Source organism: Pseudomonas sp. 22072 (genome assembly GCF_052046095.1).
In the GTDB taxonomy this organism is placed as follows: domain Bacteria; phylum Pseudomonadota; class Gammaproteobacteria; order Pseudomonadales; family Pseudomonadaceae; genus Aquipseudomonas; species Aquipseudomonas paracarnis.
This window is the reverse complement of sequence record NZ_JBQEQE010000024.1, coordinates 72429-91060: the sequence shown is the minus strand read 5'-3', so window position 1 is coordinate 91060 and position 18632 is coordinate 72429. Positions and strand designations below refer to the sequence as shown.

Here is an 18632-nt window from a genome sequence, read left to right as displayed (position 1 = left end):
CCTGGCCTGACTGATCGTTCACACGCTCCGCGTGGGAATGCCGCCGGGGACGCTCCGCGTCCCGCCAGTCAGCATAAGGGGGACGCAGAGCGTCACAGGATGCATGCCCACGCGTGGGAACGATCAGTTATGCACGACCTACCATCAACGCAGGCAAGCCAGCTCCCACAGTTTGATCTTCGTTACTCCAGGCGTAACGGTTCGTCCTCCAGCTTGATTGATGCCTTAACGCTTCACTCCTAAGGTAAGCCCCACGACAGCAACCCCCCGTGGAGCGACCATGACAACAACCATCACCCCCGACTCGCGCTGGACGCGGCGGCGCGACGAGAAGCAGCGGCGGCTCGGGCTGGTCAAGAAATACGCAGACGGGGCGGTGTTGCCCAGTGACAAGATCGTCGAGGCCCTTGAAGCCTTGATCCTCCCCGGCGACCGCGTAGTGCTGGAGGGCAACAACCAGAAGCAGGCCGACTTCCTCTCGCGCTCCCTGGCCAAGGCCGACCCCGCCAAGCTCCACGATTTGCACATGATCATGCCCAGCGTGGGCCGTTCCGAGCATCTGGACCTGTTTGAAAAGGGCATTGCCCGCAAGCTGGATTTCTCTTTCGCTGGCACCCAATCCCTGCGCATCAGCCAGTTGCTGGAAGACGGCATGCTGGAGATCGGCGCGATTCATACCTACATCGAGCTCTATGCGCGGCTGGTGGTGGATCTGATCCCCAACGTGGTGCTCTCGGCCGGTTTCATGGCCGACCGTGCCGGTAACATTTACACCGGCGCCAGCACCGAAGACACCCCGGCGCTGATCGAACCCGCCGCCTTCAGCGATGGCATCGTCATCGTGCAGGTCAACCAGTTGGTGGATGACGTCACCGACTTGCCCCGCGTCGACATCCCTGCAAGCTGGGTCGATTTCGTGGTGGTGGCCGACAAGCCGTTCTACATCGAGCCGCTGTTCACCCGCGACCCGCGCCATATCAAGCCGGTGCATGTGCTGATGGCGATGATGGCGATCCGTGGCATCTACGAAAAACACAATGTGCAGTCGCTCAACCATGGCATCGGCTTCAACACTGCTGCCATCGAATTGATCCTGCCCACCTACGGCGAATCCCTGGGCCTCAAAGGCAAGATCTGCCGCAACTGGACCCTCAACCCGCACCCCACATTGATCCCGGCGATTGAAAGCGGTTGGGTAGAAAGCGTGCATTGCTTCGGCACCGAACTGGGCATGGAAAACTATATTGCCGCACGCCCGGATGTGTTCTTCACCGGCCGCGATGGCTCGATGCGCTCCAACCGCATGTTCTGCCAACTCGCCGGCCAATACGCCGTGGACCTGTTTATCGGCGCCACCCTGCAAGTGGATGGCGACGGGCATTCCAGCACCGTAACCCGTGGCCGCCTCGCCGGTTTCGGTGGCGCGCCGAACATGGGCCACGACCCACGCGGCCGCCGTCATGGCACACCGGCCTGGCTGGATATGCGCCACGACGATGCGCCTGAGGCCTTGCTTGAACGCGGCAAAAAACTCGTAGTGCAGATGGTCGAGACCTTCCAGGAAGGCGGTAAACCCACTTTCGTCGACACCCTGGACGCGGTGGAAGTGGCCCGCAAAAGCGGCATGCCCCTGGCGCCCATCATGATCTACGGCGACGACGTTACCCATTTGCTCACCGAAGAAGGCATCGCCTACCTGTACAAGGCACGCTCCCTGGAAGAACGTCAGGCGATGATCGCCGCCGTCGCCGGGGTGACCGCCATCGGTATGCGCCACAACCCCAAGGACACTGCGCGCATGCGCCGCGAAGGCTTGATTGCCTTGCCCGAAGACTTGGGGATTCGCCGCACCGACGCCACCCGCGAGTTGTTGGCCGCCAAGAGCGTGGCCGACCTGGTGGACTGGTCTGGTGGCCTCTACAACCCGCCCGCCAAATTCAGGAGCTGGTAAATGCGCGCGCTCAAACAGCATGAACTGAGCCTGGCCGATCGCCTGGCGGATATGGCCGTGGATGCGCTGATCGACGAAGCGGATTTGTCGCCTAAACCTGCCCTGGTAGACCGGCGCGGTAACGGCGCCCACAGCGATTTGCACCTGGGGCTGATGCACGCCTCGGCGCTGTCGCTGTGGCCGATGTTCAAGGAAATGGCCGAGGCCGCGCTCGACATCGGCGAAGTCGGCCTGACCCTGCGCGAAGCGCTCGGGCGTATTGGCCGGGAAGGCGAGCAGGCCATGCTCGCCACCACCCAGGGCGTGAACACCCATCGCGGTGCGATCTGGGCGCTGGGGTTGCTCACCGCTGCGGCGGCCCTGGAGCCCCGCACCATAACCCTGACCGCCGCCAAGCTGGCCCTGCTCAACGACCGCTTCGCCCCGCAGTCCATGAGCCATGGCGCCCAGGTTGCACAGCGCTACGGTGCACGCGGTGCCCGTGAAGAAGCCCAGCTCGGCTTCCCTTCGGTGACTCAACGCGGCCTGCCGCAACTGCACAAGAGCCGCCGCGAAAACGCCGGTGAGCAGAACGCCCGGCTGGATGCTTTGCTGGCGATCATGACGGACCTGGCAGACACCTGCGTGCTCTACCGCGCCGGTACCGAAGGCCTGGCTACCATGCAACAGGGCGCCCAGGCTGTGCTCGACGCCGGTGGCAGCGCAAACCTGGCCGGACGCCGCCAACTGCATGAACTGGACCTGCAACTGCTGGCCTTGAATGCCTCCCCCGGCGGCGCCGCCGACCTGTTGGCCGCCTGCCTGTTTATCGACCGCCTCGACGGAGCGTTGTGATGGAAACCTTATCCTTTGAATTCCCCGCCGGGCAGCCCCCCAAAGGCCGTGCGCTGGTGGGTTGCGTCGGCTCGGGCGACCTGGAAGTGCTGCTGGAGCCGGGCACGCCCGGCACCTTGACCATCCAGGTGCAAACCTCGGTCAATGGCGCGCAGCAACGCTGGCAGCACCTGTTCGAACGCATCTTCCAGGAGCAGACGCCACCGGCCCTGAACATTGATATCCACGACTTCGGTGCCACGCCCGGTGTGGTGCGCTTGCGATTGGAGCAAGGTTTCGAGGAGGTCGGCCATGACTGACTTACTCGCTAAACACAGCTTTGTCGAACTTGGCGCTCGACAGCGCGCCAAGGCGCTGTTGGATGCAGGCACCTTCCGCGAGTTGATCGACCCGTTCCAGCGGGTCATGTCGCCGTGGCTCAGCCGCCAAGGCGTGGTGCCCCAGGCCGATGATGGTGTGGTGATCGCCAAGGGCAGCATCGGCGCCAAGCCTGTGGTGATTGCCGCGATCGAAGGTAATTTCCAGGGCGGCAGCCTGGGTGAAGTTGGCGGTGCGAAAATCGCGGGCGCCTTGGAACTGGCCGCCGAAGACAACCGCAACGGCGTCCCCACCTGCGCGGTGCTACTGCTGGAAACGGGCGGCGTGCGCTTGCAGGAAGCCAACCTGGGCTTGGCTGCCATTGCCGACATTCACGCGGCGATTGTCGACCTGCGCCAGTACCAGCCAGTGATCGGCGTGGTGGCCGGCAGTGTCGGTTGCTTTGGGGGCATGTCCATCGCGGCTGGCTTGTGCAGCTACCTGGTGATGACTCGCGAAGCACGTCTGGGCTTGAATGGCCCGCAAGTGATCGAGCAGGAGGCTGGCCTGGAGGAATACGACTCCCGCGACCGCCCGTTTATCTGGAGCCTTACCGGTGGCGAGCAGCGCTTCAACAGTGGCTTGGCCGACCGTTATGTGGCCGACGATGTGGCGCAGATCCAGCAGACTGTCAGCGCACTGCTGCAGCAGGGCGTGCCCACACAACCGCGCAGCCGGCGCGCTGATTTTTACCTGGCGCGCCTGGCCGAACTGGACGCGAGCGCGCAAATCGAGCCGGCGACTGTTCGCGCGCTGTATCAGGGAGAACGCTCATGAGAGGCTTGCAGTGGTTCAACGCGTTGAGCGCCAACGCAACGCCGGTCGAAGGTTTGCCGGGCTCATTGAAAGTGGCGGATGGTGTGTTGGGTGAACAGGCGGTGCGCTACATCGCCGTGGTCCCCGACCCGCACAACCGCTTCCCCCGCGCCCGCAATGGCGAAGTCGGCCTACTGGAAGGCTGGGGCTTGGCCAAGGCGGTGGACGAAGCCATCGCCCGGGGTGACAAGCGCCCCATCATCGCTATCGTCGACGTACCCAGCCAAGCCTATGGTCGTCGCGAAGAAGCCCTTGGCATTCATCAGGCCTTGGCCGCCGCCGCTGACAGCTACGCTCGCGCTCGGCTCGCCGGCCACCCGGTGATCGCCCTGTTGGTGGGCAAGGCCATGTCGGGGGCGTTCCTCGCCCACGGCTACCAGGCCAATCGCCTGATCGCCCTGCGCGACCCTGGCGTGATGGTGCATGCCATGGGCAAGGCCTCGGCGGCACGGGTGACCTTGCGTAGCGTCGAAGAATTGGAAACCCTGGCCGCCAGCGTGCCGCCGATGGCCTATGACATCGACAGCTATGCCAGCCTGGGATTGCTGTGGGAGACGTTGTCAGTCACCCGGATTGAACAACCCACGACGGATGACGTGGCGCGAGTCAGCGATTGCCTGGTGCAGGCAGTCAAGGATATCGGCAGTACCGACTTGAGCTCACGCCTTGGCGCCACCAACCGAGCCGCCTCCAGCCGAGTGCGCCAGCTGTTGCGGGAGCAATGGTGAACGCCCACGACTTACTCTGGGGCATGACCCTGGCGCATCTGCCTGCCGATGCCCCGGCCTGGGTGCGGGACGCGATCCGTGCCGGGCATCCGGTAGTGGTGCGGCGTGCCATCGCCGAGCCGGGCCATGTGGCGGTCGGTGTGCGTGGGCGTTTGCGTGAGCAGCGTTTTGCCGCCCAGATGCCCGTGGCGGCGGTGCAACGGCGGGTGGCGCCGCAAGCTTTGCGAGCGGCGGTCTCACCACGGGATTTACCGGCGCTGCGGGCCCTCGATCAACTGCGGCCGGTGCTGGCGCCGCAAGATTGGGGCGTCAGCGGCAGTGCCGGGTTTGAATTGGCCAGTGGCATTGAAGCGCTGCATGCCAACAGTGACCTGGATTTGATCCTGTGCACGCCCAAGCCCCTGGATCGTAGCGAGGCGCGAGCGCTGTTGGCGATCCTGGACACCGCGCCCTGCGCCGTCGACCTGCAACTGCAAACCCCTTTCGGTGCCGTCGCGTTGCGCGAATGGGCCGGCCCCTCACGCCGTGTACTGCTCAAGACCGTCAGCGGTGCGCACCTTGTGCTCGACCCTTGGCAGGCCGTGGCATGAGTAGCCTTCTGGTGTTTCCGGGGCAGGGCGCCCAACGCAGCGGCATGCTCCAGGCGTTGCCGGCCGCCATTGTGCAAGAGGCCAGTGATGCCCTGGGTGAAGACGTTCGTCGGCTCGACTCGGCGCAGGCTCTGGAATCGACGCGGGCTGTGCAACTGTGCCTGGTGATCGCCGGCGTGGCCCATGCCCGGCGATTACAGTGCACGCCGGATTATGTGGCGGGCCTGTCCATCGGCGCCTACCCGGCTGCGGTGATCGCCGGGTCCCTGGGTTTTGCTGATGCGATAAAACTGGTCAGCCTGCGTGGCGAACTGATGCAGCAGGCTTATCCACAGGGCTATGGCATGACGGCGCTGATCGGCCCTGATCTTTCCAGCGTCGAGGCCTTGCTGGCGGATATCCACAGCCCGCAAACGCCGGTGTACCTGGCCAATATCAATGCCGACAACCAGACCGTCATCGCCGGCAGCAACGAGGCGATGAAGCGAGTTGCCGAACGCATCAAAGGCAACGGTTTCGCCAAGCGCCTGGCCGTCAGCGTGCCGTCTCACTGCCCGTTGCTGGAGCAACCCGCCCAGGCACTGTTCCAAGCCTTCGTCCCACTCAAGGCGCCGCGCATTACTTACCTGAGCAGCACCCGCGCGCGACCTATCCACAACCCCGAACAACTGCGTGACGACCTGGCCTTCAATATGTGCCGCGTCGTCGATTGGCGCGGCACGGTGCAAAGCGCTTACGAGCGCGGTGTGCGCCTGCAAATCGAGCTGCCTCCGGGCGCGGTGCTCACCGGTCTGTCACGCCGTGTTTTTGAACAAGGCACGGTGATCGCCTGCGAAGGCGCCCGCCTGGACACCTTGCAGGCCCTGCTGCAAGAGGAGGAGCGCCGCCACCGATAACGCAGTACCCAAGGCTTTCGAAGCACAAAAACAACAATTTCGAACGAGCACTTTGAGGACAACAACCATGATTATCTACGGTGTGGCTTTTTTGGCGTTCTGCACGCTGGCAGGGCTGTTTGTGGGTGAACTGCTGGGCAAGCTGTTGGGTATTCCGGCCAACGTCGGCGGGGTGGGTATTGCCATGCTGCTGTTGATCGGCCTGGGCAGCTACCTGAGCAAACGCGGCCTGTTTACCGGCAAATCAGAGCAAGGCGTGAGTTTCTGGGCTGCGATCTATATCCCGATTGTGGTGGCGATGGCTGCCCAGCAAAACGTGTATGGCGCCATCAGCGGTGGGCCTATGGCGATTCTGGCCGGGACCCTCGCCGTGGTGCTCGGCTTTGCCCTGGTGCCCGTGCTGGTGCGTATCGGTAACCGCGAGCCGGTTGCTCCTGTTCCCACCAAAGAAGCCGGGTGATCGCCATGTACGAATCGATGATGAAAGTGATCACCGGCTACGGCTTGATCAGTGGTTTCGCCGTGATCGGCCTGACCATGTGGGTGTCTTATTGGATCTCCGATACCTTCACCAAGGGCCGCCTGCATGGTTCGGCCATTGCCATTTTGCTGGGGTTGGCGCTGTCGTATGTGGGCGGTGCGTTTACGGGTGGTTCCAAGGGCGTGGTGGATATTCCACTGTTGTCGGGCATCGGCCTGCTGGGCGGTGCGATGCTGCGCGACTTTGCCATTGTCGCCACGGCCTTTGGCGTGAGTGTCGATGAGCTCAAACGCGCCGGCTTCGTGGGGGTGCTGGCGCTGTTTGTCGGCGTGGGCTCGTCGTTCGTTGCCGGGGTAGGGGTGGCGATGGCGTTCGGGTACACCGATGCGGTGAGCCTCACCACCATCGGCGCCGGGGCCGTGACCTATATCGTCGGCCCGGTGACCGGCGCGGCGATTGGGGCCAGCTCCGAGGTGATGGCGCTGTCCATTGCCGCGGGGTTGATCAAGGCCATTCTGGTGATGGTGATGACGCCGTTCGTGGCGCCGCTGATCGGGCTGAACAACCCACGCAGCGCGGTGATCTTCGGTGGCTTGATGGGCACCTCCAGCGGTGTGGCGGGCGGCCTGGCGGCGACTGATCCGAAGCTGGTGCCTTATGGGTGTTTGACGGCGGCGTTCTATACGGCGCTGGGGTGTTTGTTGGGGCCGTCGTTGTTGTTTTTGCTGATGCGTGGGTTGGTGGGCTGATAGGGGATGATCGTTCCCACGCTCCGCGTGGGAACGCCTCTTGTGACGCTCTGCGTCACGGTCAAAAAGCGAACGCGGAGCGTCCTAAGCTGCGCTCCCACGCAGAGCGTGGGAGCGATCGTCCTCAGCTTTGGCGATTGGCATACATCCGACACTCCGCCAACAACGCCAGCAGGTTTGGGTCACGCTCCTTGGCTTTCAGGAACACTACACCGATCTGCTGTTGCAGGCGGTACCTGGGCTGCAGCGGTATCAGCTTCACGCGGTTCTCATACACCGCTGCGATACGTCCTGGCAGCAACGCATAACCCACCCCTGAACTGACCATGCTCAGCAAGGTAAAGATATCGTTCACCTGCATCGCCACCTTCGGCTCGAACCCGGCCTGATGGAACACCCGGTTGCCGTCCTGATGCGTGGCGAAGCCCTGGGTGAGGGTGATGAAGGTGGCATCGCGCACGTCGGCCAGGTCGATTTCCTGATCGCGGTCCAGGGGCGAATCGGCCGGGGTGGCGAGGAAGATGTCATCGCTGAACAGCGCGATCTGCTCGCAGTCGGGGTCGTGGGCGTGTTCGTCGAGGGAGATGAGAATCGCGTCCACTTCCATGTTCTTGAGCTTATAGAGCAGGTCGAAGTTGGAGCCCAGGATCAGGTCGATATTCAGTTCGCTGCGCCGGATTTTCAGGCCCATGATCAACTGTGGCACGGTCTTGACCGTCAGCGAATACAGCGAGCCGAGCTTGAAACGTTCGGCCGAGAACCCAGCGGCTTCGCGGGTCAGGCGCACGCTGTCGACCACGTCGGCCACCAGTTTCTGCGCACGCTCTTCGAGCACGTAGGCGCTTTCCAGCGGAGTGAGGTTGCGCCCCTCGTGTTTGAACAGCGGGCAGCGCAGGGCACTTTCCAGGGAGTGAATGGCGCGGTGCACGCTGACATTGCTGGTTTGCAACTCGGCGGCCGCGCGGGCCAGGTTGCCGGTGCGCATGAACGCCAGGAAGATCTCCAGCTTCTTGAGGGTGAATTCTTCGTCGATCAGCATGGCCTTGGGCTCTTGTTCGATTGCACTCGATTGTGCCCGTAAACGCGGCTGTCGTCGCCGGAACGTCACGTGCCGCTTGCACTCTGATGCGCAAGGCTGGACGCTTGTCCGCCTGTTCTTGAGGGTTACGGGAGGTCAGTGACAGATGTACCACGGGGAACGATTCAACGCCTGGAGCCATTTGCTCGGTGCAGTCGCGGCGTGTATTGGCGCCGTATGGATGTTGGTAGTGGCAAGCCTGGACGGCAGTCCCTGGAAAATCGTCAGCGTGGCGATTTATGGCTTTACCCTGATGGTGCTTTACAGCGCGTCGACGGTGTACCACAGCGTGCGAGGCCGGCGAAAAGCGATCATGCAGAAGGTCGATCACTTTTCCATTTACCTGTTGATTGCCGGCAGCTACACGCCATTCTGCCTGGTGACCCTGCGCGGGCCGTGGGGCTGGACGTTGTTCGGGATTGTGTGGGGGCTGGCGGTGATTGGCATCCTGCAGGAGATCAAGCCGCGTTCGGAGGCGCGGATTCTGTCCATCGTGATCTACGCCGTGATGGGCTGGATCGTACTGGTAGCGGTCAAGCCGTTGATGGCGGCGTTGGGTACGGCAGGGTTTATCTGGTTGGCGTCCGGTGGGGTGCTGTACACCGTAGGCATTATCTTTTTTGCCCTGGAGGATCGCTTGCGCCATTCCCACGGCATCTGGCATTTGTTTGTGATTGGCGGCAGCCTGCTGCATTTCGTGGCGATCATGCATTACGTGCTCTGATTGTGGGAGGGGGCAAGCCCGGCTCCCACACTTAAAGGCGTTCCAGTAGCACCTGGGCGCGGCGACCAAAAATCTCTAGCAACTTGGCCAGCATATGCGGTGGAGGTTCGTTGGCACGGGTCAGCGCGTAGAGGGTGATCGGCAGCGGCGGGGTGAGCGTTCGGATATGGGTGGTGGCCGTTGAAGCACCCAATGCTGTGAACGGATCGATCACGGTCAGGCCCGCGCCGGATTCGACCATCGCGCGGGCCAGTGAATAGGTCTGCACCGAGATCGTCACGCGTGGTGGCGGGTCGACGCTTTCCAGATAACTCTCCAGCTTGGCGGCCAGCGGGTCAGCGCTGGAGAGGCCGATCAAGGGCGCGCCGGCCAGTTCGGCCAACGGCAGGGGCTGATGCCGTTCGGCATCGGGCCAATAGCCTTTGGACGCCAATGCCACCAACACCCCGTTGGCCAATACTTGAGTGGTAAGCCCCGGATGCCCGGAAAAGTTGAGCGTCAGCGCCAGGTCGATCTCGCGCATCAACAGCTTTTGCACCAGCTCGTGGCTATGGTCACTGGACAGTTCACAGGCAATGTCCGGGTAATCGCGCTTCCATTCCAGGACCGCCGGCGGTAGCAGCGCCAGCGCCAGCGCCGGGATTGCGCCGATGCGAATGCTTTGTCCCGGTTCGCGGCGCAAACTTTTCGCCAGGCGCCGCACGCCTTGCAGGCTTGCGCTGACTTTCTCGACTTCGCGTTCCAGCGCCAGGGCTTCCGGGGTGGGTTGCAATTTACCCCGTACCCGCAGGAATAACGCAAAGCCCAACTGCAGCTCGGCGTGCTGCAGCACTTTGGTCACCGCCGGTTGCGAGACGTGCAGCAACTGCGCGGCGGCACTGATGGAGCCGGTCTGACGGATGGCCTGGAAGATTTCGATATGACGCAAGCGCATGGCGAGTCCCATAACCTTTGTTTATAGGTGAGCCATCTTTATTCATTGTTGGTGACCTGTCACCTGGCTCTACGCTGAGCGCTCTTAATCAACGGTTGGGGGCTGGGATGGCCAGGCAGGTTTGCATCATCGGCGGTGGGGTTATCGGCTTGGCCAGCGCTTATGCGTTGGTGCGGGCTGGCCATGAGGTCACGCTGATCGATGCCCGTGGCACCTTGGGCAGCGAAACCAGTTTTGCCAACGGTGGGCAACTGTCCTATCGCTATGTTGCGCCACTGGCTGACGCGGGCGTGCCCTTGCAGGCAATCGGGTGGTTGTTGCATGGCGACTCGCCCTTGAAGTTGCGACCTCGCCTCGACCCACAGCAATGGCGTTGGATGGCGGCCTTTATCGGCGCTTGCCGGGGTTCGGTCAACAGGCGTAACGGTGCCCATCTTCTGCGCCTGGCTACCCTGAGCCAGAGCACGTTACAGCAGTGGCGCGAGGATGATCGCCTGGGCGGCTTCGACTGGCGGCGCAACGGCAAGCTGGTGATGTTTCGCAGTACCAGCACCTTCGAACATGCCCGCGCCAAGGTCACAAATTTCCTGCAGCAACAGGTGTTGTCGTCTGTTGAGTGCGCTCGCCTGGAGCCCGCACTGGCGGCCGGTGGCTTTGTCGGCGGCATCTACACGCCGAACGAGGAAGTGGGGGATTGTCACGCTTTTTGCCGGCAATTGGCGGCCCGGCTTGAGGCGTCGGGGCGCTGCAGGTTCTTGCTCGGGCGCAAGGTCACCGGGCTGCGCCATGCTGGCGGTGCGGTGCAGGCCATCGAACTGGGTGATGAGGTGATGCCAGTCGAGCAACTGGTCCTGGCGGCCGGTTATCGCAGCGCTGAGTTGGCACTGCCGGGGCTGTCACTGCCCTTATACCCGCTCAAGGGCTACAGCTTGAGCGCGCCGATTGGCCCGCAACACAAGGCGCCGAATGTGAGCATCACCGACTACGACCGCAAGATCGTCTACGCGCGCCTCGGCGAGCAACTACGGGTCGCGGCCATGGTGGATATTGTGGGATTCGATGCCGGCCTTGAGCCTTCGCGCCTGGCGTTGATAAAGCGCCAGGCAGTAGAGACATTTCCCCATGCAGCTGACTACGTACACGCGCTCGAATGGGCTGGCATGCGCCCGGCCACGCCAACGGGCGTGCCGCTGATTGGCGCCAGTCGCTATCGCAACCTGTGGCTGAACCTGGGCCACGGCGCGCTTGGCTTTACCCTGGCCTGCGGCAGCGGCCAATTGCTGGCCGAATTGATCGACCAGCGCACCCCTTCCATTGATATGCAGGGCCTGACGCCCCGCGCCGCTTGAGGATGCAGCCATGACCATTACCCGAATCAACAGCAACGAACGACTCAGCGGTGCCGTGACGTTCAAGGAACTGGTGTTCCTTTCGGGCCAGGTGCCCGGCGACGGCCTGGATGTGGCCACCCAGACCCGGGAAGTGCTGGCCAGGATTGATACGCTGTTGGCCGAGGCGGGCAGCGATAAGGACCACTTGCTCAACGCGACGATCTACCTGAAGGACATCGCTGCCGGTTTTACGCCGATGAATGAAGTCTGGTCCGCATGGCTCTCGCCAGGCATGGCGCCCACGCGCACTACCTTGCAAGCAGAGCTGGCGCGGCCGAGTGTGCTGGTGGAAATCAGCGTGATTGCAGTCCGTAAATAACCTCAAAGACCCACGGAGAATAACAATGAAAACAATCCTGTTGACCGGCTGCGCGCTGGGGCTTTTGTTGAGCGCACAGGCCCATGCAACCGAAGCGCCACTGGAGGGCACTTTGAGCAAGATCGCCAGCGCCAAGTCCATCACCCTTGGCTACCGCGATGCGTCGGTGCCGTTTTCCTATGTGGGGGATAACAGTGGTAAACCGATGGGCTACTCGGTGGACCTGGCAAACAGGATTGTCGAGCGTATTCAGCAGAAAACCGCAGTGGGCGACCTCAAGGTGAAGTACAACCTGGTGACGTCCCAAACCCGCATCCCGCTGGTGCAGAACGGCACTGTCGACCTGGAGTGCGGCTCCACCGGCGTGACGGCTGAGCGCCAGAAGCAGGTGGCATTCTCCTACGGGTTTATCTATGTAAAGGGCCAGTTGCTCACGGCCAAGGACAGTGGGATCAAAGGCTTTGCCGACCTTGCGGGCAAGAATGTGGTGACCACTGCCGGCACCACCAATGAGCGCTTTCTCAAAAGTTATAACGCTGAACACAAAGCCAATATGTTCGTGATCAGCGCCAAGGACCATGGCGAAGCGTTCAAGATGCTCGAGACTGGCCGGGCCGTAGCGTTCTATATGGACGACGCGTTGCTCTACGGCGAGCGCGCCAAGGCCAAGGACCCGCATCACTGGGTGGTCGTCGGCGAGGAGCAGTCGCGGGAGATCTACAGCTGCATGGTGCGCAAGGATGACCCGCAGTTTCTCGCGGTGGTCAACGAAACCCTGGGCGAGCTGTACCGCTCGGGAGAGATCAACGGGATTTACCAGCGCTGGTTCGAGCAGCCGATTCCGCCCAAGGGCTTGAACCTGGAGTTCCCGATGACCAGCGAGTTGAAAGCGATCATCGCCAAGCCGGTGAGTGACCCAGTGGAGTAAGCCTGGGGTAACCCGATAAAACTGTGGGAGCAGGCAAGCCAGCTCCTACAGTTGATTGGGTTTACAGGGTGAGGTTAGAAGTCGCCCCAGAGTTGTTGGGCGACGGAGAGTGCGACGACGGGCGCGGTCTCGGTACGCAACACCCGCGGGCCGAGGCGAGCGGCGTGGTAGCCGGCGCCCTGGGCGGTCTCGACTTCATTGTCGGTGAGCCCACCCTCGGGGCCGATCAAGAACGCCAGGCTCGATGGCTTGGCGTGGCTGATCATCGGTTCTGCCACCGGGTGCAGCACCAGCTTCAAATCCGCCTCGGTTTGCTTGAGCCAGTCTACCAGCAAGAGCGGGGGGTGAATCACCGGCACCGTCGAACGCCCACATTGCTCACACGCACTGATTGCCACCTGGCGCCAGTGCAGCAAGCGCTTGTCGGCGCGTTCGTCTTTGAGGCGCACTTCGCAGCGCTCGCTGAAGATCGGTGTGATGGCATTGACGCCCAGTTCAGTGGCCTTCTGGATCGCCCAATCCATGCGCTCGCCCCGGGACAGGCCCTGGCCGAGGTGAATATGCAGGGGCGATTCGGCCTGGCCGGCAAAGCTATCCGTGAGTTGCACGGTGACGCGTTTTTTACCGACTTCCAGCAAGGTGCCACGAAACTCCTGGCCGGAGCCGTCGAACAATTGCACGGCATCGCCTTCACTCATGCGCAGCACACGGCTGATGTAATGCGCCTGGGCTTCGGGCAGTTCGTGGTCACCGAGACTCAGCGGGGTGTCGGTGAAAAAGCGGGACAGTCTCATGTCTGTTCTCTGAAGAGGTTGTTTATGTAGGAGCGAGGGGGACGCCTAGTTCTTGCTCGCGAAAAATGTACATCCGACGCAGCGGTGCGCCTGGAATGCCTTCGCGAGCAAGCTCGCTCCTACAAGGATTTCGGCAATCAACCCGGATCACGGAAGCCCGGGTGAAAATCTTTGGGCACCGCCACACTGACCTTGCTGTTGGTGGCGATATCTATCCCCTCGCTGGCCACCTCGGCCAGAAAGTCGATCTGCTCCGGGGTAATCACATACGGCGGCAGGAAATACACCACGCTGCCCAGTGGCCGTAACAGCGCCCCGCGCTCCAGCGCGTGCTCGAAGACCTTCAGGCCACGGCGCTCCTGCCACGGGTAGGCGGCCTTGGTGGCTTTGTCCTGCACCATCTCGATGGCCAGCACCATGCCGGTCTGGCGCACTTCGGACACGTGAGGATGGTCGACCAAGTGCGCGGTGGCGGTCGCCATGCGCTGGGCCAGGGCCTTGTTGTTTTCGATGACGTTGTCTTCTTCAAAGATATCCAGCGTCGCCAACGCTGCCGCACAGGCCAGCGGGTTGCCTGTGTAGCTGTGGGAGTGCAGGAAGGCACGCAGGGTCGGGTAGTCGTCGTAGAAGGCGCTGTAGACCTCTTCGGTGGTGACCACGGCGGCCAGTGGCAGGTAACCGCCGGTGAGCGCCTTGGACAGGCACAGGAAGTCCGGGCGGATGCCGGCCTGTTCACAGGCGAACATGCTGCCGGTGCGGCCAAAGCCCACGGCGATCTCGTCGTGGATCAAGTGCACGCCATAGCGGTCGCAGGCTTCGCGCAGCAGCTTGAGGTACACGGGGTGGTACATGCGCATGCCACCGGCACCCTGGATCAGCGGCTCGACGATCACGGCAGCGACGGTGTCGTGATGCTCGGCCAGGGTCTGCTCCATCGCCAGGAACATGTTGCGCGAGTGTTCTTCCCAGTTCATGCCTTCGGGGCGCAGGTAGCAGTCCGGGCTCGGCACCTTGATAGTGTCGAGCAGCAACGCCTTGTAGGTCTCGGTAAACAGCGGCACGTCGCCCACCGACATCGCGGCGATGGTTTCGCCGTGGTAGCTGTTGGTGAGGGTGACGAAGCGCTTTTTGTTCGGCTGGCCGCGGTTGAGCCAGTAGTGGAAGCTCATCTTCAGCGCCACTTCGATGCAGGACGAACCGTTATCGGCGTAGAAGCAGCGGGTCAGCCCTTCGGGCGTCATCGCGACCAGGCGTTCGGACAGCTCGATCACCGGTTGATGGCTGAAACCGGCGAGGATCACGTGCTCCAGCTGATCGACCTGATCCTTGATACGCTGGTTGATCCGCGGGTTGGCGTGGCCGAATACGTTGACCCACCAGGAACTGACGGCATCGAGGTAGCGCTTGCCTTCGAAGTCTTCCAGCCATACGCCTTCACCGCGCTTGATGGGCACCAGGGGCAATTGCTGGTGGTCTTTCATCTGGGTGCAGGGATGCCACAGCACCGCGAGGTCGCGTTGCATCCACTGGTTATTCAAGCCCATCGGTGATCTCCTCGAAGCGGTCCTGCGGCGGGCGCAGGCGAAACAATCGCGCAAGCCTATGCAATGGTGGCTTGGGTCACAAGCCATTGTGGGGAAATTCGCGGTAAATGCAGGACGGTCTGTCACGTTTCCCAGGGATAGTCTTAATCCCTTGTTAATTTATGATGCCTAGCCTCGTTATCGTATTTTTCGATATTTCAAAGCAAAATTTTCCGCTTTAATTCGATAGGTAAAGCGCTAGTCTTGGGCACAGTTCTTACGGGATTAAGTACATGCAGCTACGTAATTCGCCGGCCCGCTATGGTTGGGTCAGCATGGTTCTGCACTGGGGCGTAGCCCTGGTGGTGTTCGGTTTATTTGCCCTGGGCTTGTGGATGGTCGGTCTCGATTACTACAGCGCCTGGCGCAAAGATGCGCCCGACTTACACAAGAGCATTGGCATCACGCTGTTCGCCATCATGCTGGTACGGATCGTCTGGCGCCTGGTCAGCCCGCCGCCTCCGCCGCTGGCCAGCTATAGCCGCATGACGCGGATCGGTGCCGCATTTGGGCACGCGTTTCTTTATGTCGGGCTGTTTGCCGTGATGATTGCCGGTTACCTGATTTCCACCGCAGACGGTGTCGGTATCCCGGTGTTTGGCCTGTTTGAAATTCCTGCCGTGGTTTCCGGTCTACCGGACCAGGCAGATACCGCCGGTTGGGTGCACCTGTACCTGGCATGGGTGTTGGTGGTCTTCGCTGGCTTGCACGGCGTGGCGGCACTGAAACACCATTTTATCGATCGTGATGCGACCCTTGCGCGAATGCTGGGACGCAAAGCCTGATGTTCAACCTCGACTCACAAGGAATAGAAAGCATGTTGAAAAAAACACTCGCTGCGCTGGCAATCGGTTCTGCCCTGCTGTCCGCAGGTTCGGCGATGGCCGCTGACTACGTGATCGACAAGGACGGCCAGCACGCCTTTGTCGATTTCAAAATCAGCCACCTGGGTTACAGCTACATCACCGGTACCTTCAAGGACCTGGATGGCAAGTTCAGCTTTGACGCCGCCAAGCCCGAAGACGCCAAGATTGAAGTCAACGTGCGTACTGCCAGCGTGTTCTCCAACCACGCCGAGCGCGACAAGCACGTCAACAGCAAGGACTTCCTGGAGTCGGGCAAATTCCCTGATGCCAAGTTCGTTTCCACCAGCGTCAAGCCAACTGGCAAAAATGCTGATGGCAAGCTGACTGCTGATGTGACCGGGGACCTGACCTTCCACGGCGTGACCAAGCCGATCCTGGTCAAAGCCACGTTCCTGGGCGAAGGCAAGGATCCATGGGGCGGCTACCGTGCCGGCTTCGAAGGCACCACCAACATCAGCCGCAAGGAATTCAACAAGGACGGCATGGACGTAGGTCCACAGTCTGACAACGTGCAGTTGTACATCACGTTTGAAGGTGTGAAAGCGAAGTAATGCTTCGTATGTAGGAGCGAGCTTGCTCGCGAAGGCCGCAAGGACACCGCGTTAAACCAGGATGCCCGCGTTATCGTTGACGACCTTCGCGAGCTAGCTCCTACAGGCAAAAAAAACCCGTATCTCACGATACGGGTTTTTTTTATGCTTCGCGGTTGCGAGTCAGCAGCGCTGGTTTCTCACCACGAGGGCGGCCTGGCAGTTGATCCAACTGCTCAGGTGTCGGGAAGCGATCCGCTTTCGACTCCTTGTGGATGATCTTCGGCGCCGGGCCACCCCGTGGGTTTTGTACTGCAGGCTCGGACGAGCGAGGCTGATCGTCACGGGCAGGGCGGCGGTTGTTGCTGCGTGAATCTTCGCGACGGGCCTGGCCGTCACGCGGTGCGCCATTGCGCGGGCCGCTGCGCTTGGCAGGCGGGGTACCGGTGGTGCCGCCGCTGCTGTTGCGCGGGGCGTTCTGGCGACCGCCCTGTGGCTGGCCGCTACGTGGAGCGCCTGCGCCCTGGGCAGGAGCCCCTGGACGACGGCCACGGCCCTGGGCCGGTTTGGCCTGGGGCACGTAGTCGACGCGGTTACCGAAGTTATCGATATCGTCGTCAAGGAACTCGTCCGGGGCGCGGTCGGCCGCGGCGCGTGGTGGCTGGCTCGGCTGGCGCTGTTCGCGGGCCGGGGTGCCTTCACGGGGCTTCTGCTCACGGGCCGGGCGTTCGCCACGGCTGCTGCTCGCGGTTTTTTCCTTGCCCTTGTCCTTGCCTTTGTCGCGACGACCACCGCCACCACCGCCGCCGTTCGGGCCATCGCCCTTCGGACCACGTGGGTTGCGCGGGTTGCGCACATCCGGACGCTCGCGCGCTTCTGGCTTCTCGGCCTCCACGGCGCTGGCATCGAAGCCCATCAGGTCGCCATCGGCGATTTTCTGCTTGGTCATGCGCTCGATGCTTTTCAGCAGTTTTTCTTCGTCCGGCGCGACCAGCGAAATGGCCTCGCCCGAACGACCGGCACGGCCCGTACGGCCGATACGGTGTACATAGTCTTCATCGACGTTTGGCAGCTCGAAGTTGACCACGTGTGGTAACTGGTCGATATCCAGGCCGCGTGCGGCGATATCGGTGGCCACCAGGATACGCACGCTGCCGGCCTTGAAGTCGGCCAGGGCTTTGGTGCGCGCGTTCTGGCTCTTGTTGCCGTGGATGGCGACGGCGGTGAGGCCGTGCTTGTCCAGGTACTCGGCCAGGCGGTTGGCGCCGTGCTTGGTACGGGTGAACACCAGCACCTGTTCCCACGCGCCGTGGGTGATCAGGTGCGCCAGCAGCGAGCGCTTGTGGCTGGCGGCCAGGCGGAACACGCGTTGCTCGATACGCTCGACCGTGGTGTTCGGCGGCGTGACTTCGATGCGCTCGGGGTTGTGCAGCAGCTTGCCGGCCAGGGCGGTGATGTCGTTGGAGAACGTTGCCGAGAACAGCAGGTTCTGACGTTTGGCCGGCAGGCGGGCGAGGACCTTTTTCACGTCATGGACAAAGCCCATGTCGAGCATGCGGTCGGCTTCGTCCAGCACGAGGATTTCCACGTGGGACAAATCGACGCTGCCTTGGCCGCACAGGTCGAGCAAACGACCCGGGCAGGCTACCAGCACGTCGACGCCACGGGACATGGCCTGAACCTGTGGGTTCATGCCGACACCGCCGAAGATGCAGGCGCTGACGAACTTCAAGTCGCGGGCATACAGCTTGAAGCTGTCGTGCACTTGAGCGGCGAGTTCGCGGGTTGGGGTCAGGACCAGTACACGCGGTTGGCGCGGGCCGTGACGTTGGGATTTGTCCGGGTGACCGTTGGGAAACAACCGCTCCAGGATCGGGAGGGCGAAACCGCCGGTTTTACCAGTACCTGTCTGAGCCGCGACCATCAGGTCGCGACCTTGCAACACGGCGGGAATGGCCCGCTGTTGCACCGGAGTAGGCTCGGTATAGCCCGCTGCCTCGATGGCGCGGACTAAAGCCTCGGAGAGACCGAGGGAAGCAAAGGACATGAGTAATCCTGTTTTAGTTAGGGCTTGGCCCAAAGG

The 18632-nt window shown here is 62.2% G+C and carries 20 protein-coding genes; 15 read left to right on the top strand and 5 right to left on the bottom strand.

The annotated features are described in order from the left end of the window. The first annotated feature begins 280 nt into the window (after nucleotides 1-280). The 9 genes from mdcA (at nucleotide 281) to madM (ending at nucleotide 7402) form a co-directional block, all read left to right on the top strand. Nucleotides 281-1951 (top strand): malonate decarboxylase subunit alpha, encoded by a 1671-nt coding sequence (gene mdcA, locus ACTJLA_RS21695; protein WP_054916902.1) that lies wholly within the window; start codon nucleotides 281-283, stop codon nucleotides 1949-1951. Then, nucleotides 1952-2785 carry a triphosphoribosyl-dephospho-CoA synthase gene (locus tag ACTJLA_RS21690; protein WP_314548935.1) on the top strand — a complete coding sequence of 278 codons (834 nt, stop codon included), beginning with the start codon at nucleotides 1952-1954 and terminating at the stop codon, nucleotides 2783-2785. Next, on the top strand, nucleotides 2785-3084 hold the full coding sequence (locus ACTJLA_RS21685; protein ID WP_054897567.1) for a malonate decarboxylase subunit delta: 300 nt from the start codon (nucleotides 2785-2787) through the stop codon (nucleotides 3082-3084). The genes ACTJLA_RS21690 and ACTJLA_RS21685 overlap by 1 nt, the downstream gene beginning before the upstream one ends. Next, the gene (locus ACTJLA_RS21680; RefSeq protein WP_314548941.1) at nucleotides 3077-3919 is read left to right on the top strand and encodes a biotin-independent malonate decarboxylase subunit beta; all 843 of its coding nucleotides are present in this window, start codon (nucleotides 3077-3079) and stop codon (nucleotides 3917-3919) included. Before ACTJLA_RS21685 ends, ACTJLA_RS21680 begins: the two co-directional genes overlap by 8 nt. Then, complete coding sequence (gene mdcE, locus ACTJLA_RS21675; RefSeq protein ID WP_054916897.1) at nucleotides 3916-4686, top strand: biotin-independent malonate decarboxylase subunit gamma; 771 nt, start codon at nucleotides 3916-3918, stop codon at nucleotides 4684-4686. Before ACTJLA_RS21680 ends, mdcE begins: the two co-directional genes overlap by 4 nt. Continuing rightward, nucleotides 4680-5276, top strand: coding sequence for a malonate decarboxylase holo-ACP synthase (locus tag ACTJLA_RS21670; RefSeq protein ID WP_089041469.1), 597 nt, complete (start codon nucleotides 4680-4682; stop codon nucleotides 5274-5276). The genes mdcE and ACTJLA_RS21670 overlap by 7 nt, the downstream gene beginning before the upstream one ends. Continuing rightward, nucleotides 5273-6172, top strand: a complete 900-nt coding sequence (mdcH, locus tag ACTJLA_RS21665) for a malonate decarboxylase subunit epsilon (protein ID WP_314548948.1) — start codon at nucleotides 5273-5275, stop codon at nucleotides 6170-6172. Before ACTJLA_RS21670 ends, mdcH begins: the two co-directional genes overlap by 4 nt. A 67-nt stretch (nucleotides 6173-6239) precedes the next feature. Then, nucleotides 6240-6632: a malonate transporter subunit MadL gene (gene madL, locus ACTJLA_RS21660; protein WP_003195024.1), complete on the top strand. Its 393-nt coding sequence runs from the start codon at nucleotides 6240-6242 to the stop codon at nucleotides 6630-6632. A 5-nt stretch (nucleotides 6633-6637) separates the two neighbouring features. Next, nucleotides 6638-7402, top strand: coding sequence for a malonate transporter subunit MadM (madM, locus tag ACTJLA_RS21655; protein WP_032897715.1), 765 nt, complete (start codon nucleotides 6638-6640; stop codon nucleotides 7400-7402). Between the two features lie 124 nt (nucleotides 7403-7526). On the opposite strand, the gene ACTJLA_RS21650 is transcribed toward madM, so the two are convergent. After that, nucleotides 7527-8441, bottom strand: a complete 915-nt coding sequence (locus ACTJLA_RS21650; RefSeq protein ID WP_014720307.1) for a LysR family transcriptional regulator — start codon at nucleotides 8439-8441, stop codon at nucleotides 7527-7529. A gap of 145 nt (nucleotides 8442-8586) precedes the next feature. Here ACTJLA_RS21650 and trhA point away from each other — a divergent pair, with 145 nt between their 5' ends. Then, a complete protein-coding gene (gene trhA, locus ACTJLA_RS21645) occupies nucleotides 8587-9204 on the top strand; it encodes a PAQR family membrane homeostasis protein TrhA (RefSeq protein WP_003195019.1) in 618 nt (205 codons plus the stop codon). Between the two features lie 31 nt (nucleotides 9205-9235). Here the strand turns inward: trhA and ACTJLA_RS21640 are convergent, their stop codons facing one another. Further along, on the bottom strand, nucleotides 9236-10138 hold the full coding sequence (locus ACTJLA_RS21640) for a LysR family transcriptional regulator (protein ID WP_034128925.1): 903 nt from the start codon (nucleotides 10136-10138) through the stop codon (nucleotides 9236-9238). Between the two features lie 107 nt (nucleotides 10139-10245). Between ACTJLA_RS21640 and ACTJLA_RS21635 the strand changes: the two genes are divergently transcribed. From ACTJLA_RS21635 to ACTJLA_RS21625, 3 genes are read left to right on the top strand one after another with little or no spacing between them, the layout of a single operon-like run. Then, complete coding sequence (locus tag ACTJLA_RS21635; protein ID WP_314548963.1) at nucleotides 10246-11487, top strand: D-amino acid dehydrogenase; 1242 nt, start codon at nucleotides 10246-10248, stop codon at nucleotides 11485-11487. A 10-nt stretch (nucleotides 11488-11497) separates the two neighbouring features. Further along, complete coding sequence (locus ACTJLA_RS21630; RefSeq protein ID WP_034128923.1) at nucleotides 11498-11848, top strand: RidA family protein; 351 nt, start codon at nucleotides 11498-11500, stop codon at nucleotides 11846-11848. Nucleotides 11849-11873: 25 nt separating this feature from the next. Beyond that, complete coding sequence (locus ACTJLA_RS21625; RefSeq protein WP_054897561.1) at nucleotides 11874-12776, top strand: transporter substrate-binding domain-containing protein; 903 nt, start codon at nucleotides 11874-11876, stop codon at nucleotides 12774-12776. A gap of 74 nt (nucleotides 12777-12850) precedes the next feature. Here ACTJLA_RS21625 and ACTJLA_RS21620 read toward each other — a convergent pair whose 3' ends face one another. Then, nucleotides 12851-13570 carry a 16S rRNA (uracil(1498)-N(3))-methyltransferase gene (locus ACTJLA_RS21620; protein WP_440842091.1) on the bottom strand — a complete coding sequence of 240 codons (720 nt, stop codon included), beginning with the start codon at nucleotides 13568-13570 and terminating at the stop codon, nucleotides 12851-12853. 137 nt (nucleotides 13571-13707) lie between these two features. Continuing rightward, on the bottom strand, nucleotides 13708-15114 hold the full coding sequence (locus tag ACTJLA_RS21615; RefSeq protein ID WP_314548968.1) for an adenosylmethionine--8-amino-7-oxononanoate transaminase: 1407 nt from the start codon (nucleotides 15112-15114) through the stop codon (nucleotides 13708-13710). Nucleotides 15115-15386: 272 nt separating this feature from the next. Between ACTJLA_RS21615 and ACTJLA_RS21610 the strand changes: the two genes are divergently transcribed. After that, on the top strand, nucleotides 15387-15938 hold the full coding sequence (locus ACTJLA_RS21610; protein WP_014720299.1) for a cytochrome b: 552 nt from the start codon (nucleotides 15387-15389) through the stop codon (nucleotides 15936-15938). Between the two features lie 32 nt (nucleotides 15939-15970). Further along, nucleotides 15971-16570, top strand: a complete 600-nt coding sequence (locus ACTJLA_RS21605) for a YceI family protein (RefSeq protein ID WP_314548971.1) — start codon at nucleotides 15971-15973, stop codon at nucleotides 16568-16570. Nucleotides 16571-16712: 142 nt separating this feature from the next. On the opposite strand, the gene ACTJLA_RS21600 is transcribed toward ACTJLA_RS21605, so the two are convergent. Then, nucleotides 16713-18596 (bottom strand): DEAD/DEAH box helicase, encoded by a 1884-nt coding sequence (locus ACTJLA_RS21600; protein WP_236452432.1) that lies wholly within the window; start codon nucleotides 18594-18596, stop codon nucleotides 16713-16715. Nucleotides 18597-18632 lie beyond the last annotated feature (36 nt).